The sequence below is a fragment of the Frankia sp. CeCAU1 genome, from assembly GCF_977971845.1.
The window spans coordinates 11,693-15,552 of the sequence record NZ_CDWWXA010000103.1 but is presented as its reverse complement, the minus strand read 5'-3'; the positions used below and the strand labels follow the sequence as shown (position 1 = coordinate 15,552).

Below are 3,860 nucleotides of genomic sequence, written 5' to 3'. Positions count from 1 at the left end.
GCGCTGCCGCCGCCCAGCGCTGCCCGGCTTGGACCGGGCGTGGGCCCGCGACGCCCGGCGCAGTCGCCGTTCGGCCCGCTGGTAGTGCTTCGGGTTGGGAACGGTCTGCCCGTCCAGCAGGGTGACGCCGTCGCGCAGGTACTCGGGATACAGGTGCGGCAGATCGACGTTGCCGAAGGTCAGGTAGGTCGGGGTCGGGAACGCCGCGAACAGCGCCTCGTACTGACGGCGGATGGCCGCCTCCACGATCTGCGTGCGGTCCCCGCCCAGGCTCGCCCACAGCGTCCGGGACCATTCCCGAGCCTCGTCGAACCGCTGGGCGTTACGCAACTCGATCATGCGACCCACGGCCTCGGCGCCGAACAGGTCGCCCATGATGCCCCGGCCGTGATCGTGGTAGTCGATGAAGAGGATGAGATCCCCCAGGCACACGAACGCGTCGGCCCCCTCGCCCGCCGCTGCCAGCACATCCGCCCGCCCGTGCACGTCGCTGACCACGTGGACCCGCATGGCTGGAAGCTTAGGCGCCGACAGGGGTCCGTCGCCCCTACTCGAACGGTCCATCCGGCCGATGAGGGATGCCGTGCGGATCCCGGGCATATCTCAGGACGTATCCCCGGCGGTCGCGCTCACCGGCGACGATCATCGGCCGGACACCGTCGAAGGGAACCCTTTGCCCCCCGCAAGGTCGCAAACCGCCTGCCCGGAGGCTAACGTCTGATGCCCTGGCCTGGCCTTCCGTTCTTCCGTTGTTCCGTGCTTCCGTTGTTCCGTGGCGTCGTCCTCCGGCGCGCACAAGCCATCTGGTAGGAGTAGCAGTGCGCGAGTACACCTCCCCGCCCCTGGTCACCATCGCCGACGATGCGACCCTGACGGACGCCGTGTTCCGCAACGCGGCGGCACATCCGGACAGTACGCTTATCCAACACAAGATCGACGACGAGTTCGTCGGCATGACCGTCCGCGAGTTCCACGATCATGTCGTGGCCACCGCCCGGGGCTTCATCGCCCGCGGGGTGCGGCCCGGGGACCGCGTCGGTCTGGCGAGCCGGACCCGGTTCGAGTGGACGATTGTCGACTACGCGACGTGGCTGGCCGGAGCTGTCTGCGTGCCGATCTACGAGACCTCCAGCCCGGGCCAGATCGAGTGGATCCTGCGGGACGCCGGCGTCGAGGTTCTCGTGGTCGAAAACGACGAGCTCGCCGAGCGGGTCGCACAGGTACGCGACGGCGTCCCCGCGCTGCGGGAGGTCCTCGTCATCGAGCACGGGGCGCTGGCCGGTCTCGCCGTGGACGGCGCAGGCATCGCGCCGGAGCGGCTGACGGCGGCCCGGGCGTCCGTCAACGCCGACAGCCTCGCGACGATCATCTACACCTCGGGGACCACCGGCCGACCGAAGGGCTGCGAGATCACCCATCGCGCCCTGCTGTTCACCGCCGAGGCGGCCATCGCCACGCTGCCCGAGCTGTTCACGCCCGGTGCGTCCACGCTGCTGTTCCTCCCGCTGGCGCACGTGTTCGCCCGCATGCTCCAGGTGGGCGTGGTCCAGGGGGCGTTCACCCTCGCCTACACCCCGGACTCGCGGACCCTGCTGCCCGATCTCGCCAAGGTGCGCCCGACCTTCCTGCTCTCCGTGCCCCGGGTGTTCGAGAAGGTGCACGCCGGGGCACGCCACAAAGCGCACGCCGAGGGCAGAGGTTGGATCTTCGACGCCGCCGAGAACACCGCGGTCGCCTACAGCCGGGCTCTCGACGGCGGCGGCCCCGGCCTGCTCCTGCGGCTGCGGCACCGGCTGTTCGCCGCACTGGTCTACGGCAAGCTCCAGGCGGCGCTCGGTGGGCGGGCCCGCTACGCGGTCAGCGGCGGGGCGCCGCTGGGTGAACGCCTCGGCCACTTCTTCCGCGGGATCGGGTTCACGGTGCTCGAGGGCTACGGTCTGACCGAGACCAGCGCGCCGGCCGCGGCGAACCGGCCGGGCAACGTCCGCATGGGCACCGTCGGCCTGCCCTTTCCCGGCGTGACGATCGCCATCGCCGATGACGGGGAGATCCTCATCCGCGGTCCCCTGCTGTTCCGCGGCTACCGCAACAACGAGCTCGCGACGAAGGAGGCGCTCGACGCCGAGGGCTTCCTGCACACCGGCGACCTCGGCGGCCTCGACGCCGACGGCTTCCTGCGGATCACCGGCCGCAAGAAGGAGCTGCTGGTCACCGCCGGTGGGAAGAACATCGCACCGGCGCCGCTGGAGCACATCATCCAGTCCCATCCCCTGGTCAGCCAGGCGATGCTGATCGGGGACCGGCGGCCCTTCGTCGCCGCCCTCGTCACGCTCGATCCCGAGGCGTTCGACCGGTGGCGGTCCTCGGCGGGCAAGCCGGCCGGCGCGACGGTTGCCGACCTGATCGACGACGCCGGCCTGCGCACCGAGATCCAGAATGCGATCGACGCCGCAAACGCGACAGTGTCGCACGCCGAGAGCATCAAGAGGTTCGCGATCCTGCCGCAGGACTTCACGGTGGAGACCGGCGAGCTCACCCCGAGCCTGAAGGTGCGCCGCTCGCTGGTGCTCGACCGGTTCAGCCAGGCGGTGGAGGACATCTACGCCACCCCGCGCTGACCGTCCGGGCCGGCGAGCAGCGTGCGCAGGTCCTGCGCGAGGACGTCCCACCGCCAGCGCAGCTCGACCCACGCCCGCCCCGCGGCACCCATCGACGCCGCTCGGTCGGGGTCGGCAAGAAGATCACCGATGGTCGTCACGACCTGCGCCAGATCGGTACCGTCGATCACGATGCCGGTGTGCTGGTGCAGGACGGCGTCGGGGGAACCCCCACTGCGGCCGGCCACCACCGGCAGGCCGGTCGCCGACGCCTCGAGGAAGACGATGCCGAGCCCCTCGACCTCCAGGCCGGCGAGGCGGGAGCGGCAGGGCATCGCGAACACATCGCCCGCCGCATAGTGCGCCGGCAGTTCCTCCCACGGCACCGAACCAGTCATGATCACATGCTCGGCGACGTCGTTCTCCCGGGCGAGCCGTTCAAGGTCACCCCGCCGGGGACCGCCGCCGACGATCAGCAGCGCAGCGTCCGGTACGCGGCGCCGTACCATGGGCAGCGCCCTGATCAGCATGTCCTGGCCCTTGCGGGCGACCAGCCGGCTTACGCACACCACCACCCGGCGGCCCGTCAGCCCGTGGCGCCGGCGCATCTCCTCGCGCCCGTGACCGGGATGGAACAGCGAGGGGTCGACTCCGCTGGGCAGCCGGGCGAAGGTGGGATGGCCACCGAAGGCGGGCCGGATCCGGGCCCGGGTGTAGTCGGTCAGATAGGTGATGACGTCGGCGGCGGTGCCGATGCTGTGCAACACCTGACGCGCCCCCGGCAGCGCCGCCCAGCCGACCTCGTGACCATGGGTGCTCGCGACCATCCTGCGCATGGCCGTGTCGCGGCGCAGCCAGGCTCCAAGCAGCCCGAGCGGTGCCGCGGCGCCGAACCACACCGTGTCGCATCCCTCCGCCCGGGCGATCTCTCTGGCTCGGCGCAGGACGTCCGGTGTCGGCAGCATCAGCGACGTGGTGTGCCGCACGACCGGGAAGTTCTGTTCGGCGTCGAAGGCGGCGGCGTTCTTCCAGGCCGGGGCGTAGACGACGATCTCGCCCTCGGGCAGCCGCGAGGCGAAGTTGTGCACGTAGGCCTGGATCCCGCCGGGACGGGGCGGGAAATCGTTCGTGACGGCCAGCACGCGCATCCGTTCATATTCTCCCACGGTCCCACCGCGTTTTCCCACGGCCCCACCGACGCCCGCGCCGGCATCCCCCGGCCGGGCGGGCTAGCCGGCGCGGCGACGCCGCGGCGTCTGGTCC

At 71.2% G+C, this 3,860-nt stretch carries 3 protein-coding genes; 1 reads left to right on the top strand and 2 read right to left on the bottom strand.

Annotation, left to right across the window (positions count from 1 at the left end):
• Positions 1–510: metallophosphoesterase (locus AC08OO_RS16875; protein WP_476618744.1), on the bottom strand; the 510-nt coding region annotated here is incomplete at its 3' end.
• A gap of 308 nt (positions 511–818) precedes the next feature.
• Here AC08OO_RS16875 and AC08OO_RS16870 point away from each other — a divergent pair.
• Entirely contained in the window at positions 819–2,618 is a 1,800-nt protein-coding gene (locus AC08OO_RS16870) for an AMP-dependent synthetase/ligase (RefSeq protein WP_476618743.1), read from the top strand.
• Here the strand turns inward: AC08OO_RS16870 and AC08OO_RS16865 are convergent.
• Positions 2,600–3,745, bottom strand: a complete 1,146-nt coding sequence (locus tag AC08OO_RS16865; RefSeq protein WP_476618742.1) for a glycosyltransferase family 4 protein — start codon at positions 3,743–3,745, stop codon at positions 2,600–2,602. The two genes, AC08OO_RS16870 and AC08OO_RS16865, sit on opposite strands and share 19 nt — an antisense overlap.
• Positions 3,746–3,860: the final 115 nt, after the last annotated feature.

What these genes read in the sequence shown, in the direction of transcription:
- AC08OO_RS16865 (WP_476618742.1), bottom strand. Translation starts at nt 3,745, where the DNA reads ATGCGCGTGCTGGCCGTCACGAACGATTTCCCGCCCCGTCCCGGCGGG.